This is a genomic window from Streptomyces sp. NPDC085927 (assembly GCF_044540975.1).
Taxonomy (GTDB): Bacteria; Actinomycetota; Actinomycetes; order Streptomycetales; family Streptomycetaceae; genus Streptomyces; species Streptomyces hirsutus.
The window spans coordinates 1,070,738-1,072,842 of the sequence record NZ_JBITSN010000001.1; the positions used below are offsets into that span (position 1 = coordinate 1,070,738).

Below are 2,105 nucleotides of genomic sequence, written 5' to 3' on the forward strand. Positions count from 1 at the left end.
GTCTGGTCCGTCGGCTCCACCACTTTCCTTTCCCCGAAGGGTCCGGAACGGCTTCACGGACTTAGCATCGCCCGATTCAATGTTTGACGCTTCACAGCGGGTACCGGAATATCAACCGGTTATCCATCGACTACGCCTGTCGGCCTCGCCTTAGGTCCCGACTTACCCTGGGCAGATCAGCTTGACCCAGGAACCCTTAGTCAATCGGCGCACACGTTTCTCACGTGTGTATCGCTACTCATGCCTGCATTCTCACTCGTCAACCGTCCACCACTGCCTTCCGGCGCGGCTTCACCCGGCAGACGACGCTCCCCTACCCATCACAGTCCCCGTTGGGGGTATGTACTGCAATGACACGACTTCGGCGGTACGCTTGAGCCCCGCTACATTGTCGGCGCGGAATCACTAGACCAGTGAGCTATTACGCACTCTTTCAAGGGTGGCTGCTTCTAAGCCAACCTCCTGGTTGTCTGTGCGACTCCACATCCTTTCCCACTTAGCGTACGCTTGGGGGCCTTAGTCGATGCTCTGGGCTGTTTCCCTCTCGACCATGGAGCTTATCCCCCACAGTCTCACTGCCGCGCTCTCACTTACCGGCATTCGGAGTTTGGCTAAGGTCAGTAACCCGGTAGGGCCCATCGCCTATCCAGTGCTCTACCTCCGGCAAGAAACACGCGACGCTGCACCTAAATGCATTTCGGGGAGAACCAGCTATCACGGAGTTTGATTGGCCTTTCACCCCTAACCACAGGTCATCCCCCAGGTTTTCAACCCTGGTGGGTTCGGTCCTCCACGAAGTCTTACCTCCGCTTCAACCTGCCCATGGCTAGATCACTCCGCTTCGGGTCTTGGGCATGCTACTGCGATCGCCCTGTTCGGACTCGCTTTCGCTACGGCTTCCCCACGCGGGTTAACCTCGCAACACACCGCAAACTCGCAGGCTCATTCTTCAAAAGGCACGCAGTCACGACGCCGGACGACAAGTCGTCCGACGCGACGCTCCCACGGCTTGTAGGCACACGGTTTCAGGTACTATTTCACTCCCCTCCCGGGGTACTTTTCACCATTCCCTCACGGTACTATCCGCTATCGGTCACCAGGGAATATTTAGGCTTGGCGGGTGGTCCCGCCGGATTCACACGGGATTTCTCGGGCCCCGTGCTACTTGGGTGTCTCTCCAACGAGCCGTTGATGTTTCGACTACGGGGGTCTTACCCTCTGCGCCGGACCTTTCGCATGTCCTTCGTCTACCTCAACGGTTTCTGACTCGTCTCATGGCCGGCAGACCATGAAAGAGAGATCCCACAACCCCGTAGGCGCAACCCCTGCCGGGTCTCACACGCCTACGGTTTGGCCTCATCCGGTTTCGCTCGCCACTACTCCCGGAATCACGGTTGTTTTCTCTTCCTGCGGGTACTGAGATGTTTCACTTCCCCGCGTTCCCTCCGCATACCCTATGTGTTCAGGTATGGGTGACAGCCCATGACGACTGCCGGGTTTCCCCATTCGGACACCCCCGGATCAAAGCCTGGTTGACGGCTCCCCGGGGCCTATCGTGGCCTCCCACGTCCTTCATCGGTTCCTGGTGCCAAGGCATCCACCGTGCGCCCTTAAAAACTTGGCCACAGATGCTCGCGTCCACTGTGCAGTTCTCAAACAACGACCAACCACCCGTCACACACCGCTTGCGCGGTGCTGTACCGGGGTCGGCATCGGAGGGGGTTCATTCCCTCAGACACCCAACAGCGTGCCCGACCGGTTCCCGTCCGAAGATCATGCTTTCCACGCCCCGAAGGGGCAGTACTGGCAGGCCTTCGGCCCGGAACAACCGGCCGAATAATCAACGTTCCACCCATGAGCTACCAGCACCGGACGTGCGCCGGTGTCCTGGCCTCTGACCGAGCGGACTCGGCAAGAAGTGCTCCTTAGAAAGGAGGTGATCCAGCCGCACCTTCCGGTACGGCTACCTTGTTACGACTTCGTCCCAATCGCCAGTCCCACCTTCGACAGCTCCCTCCCCGCAAGGGGGTTGGGCCACCGGCTTCGGGTGTTACCGACTTTCGTGACGTGACGGGCGGTGTGTACAAGGCCCGGGAACGTATTCA

2 rRNA genes (both running past the window's edge) are annotated in these 2,105 nt (G+C 59.2%); both read right to left on the minus strand.

Features of this window, described 5'->3' with window-relative positions:
- A 23S ribosomal RNA gene (locus ACIF80_RS04930) occupies positions 1-1,624 on the minus strand; it reaches 1,272 nt to the left of the window's first position.
- A gap of 305 nt (positions 1,625-1,929) precedes the next feature.
- Positions 1,930-2,105, minus strand: a 16S ribosomal RNA gene (locus ACIF80_RS04935); it runs 1,547 nt beyond the window's last position.
- The 16S and 23S rRNA genes sit together here, the layout of an rRNA operon.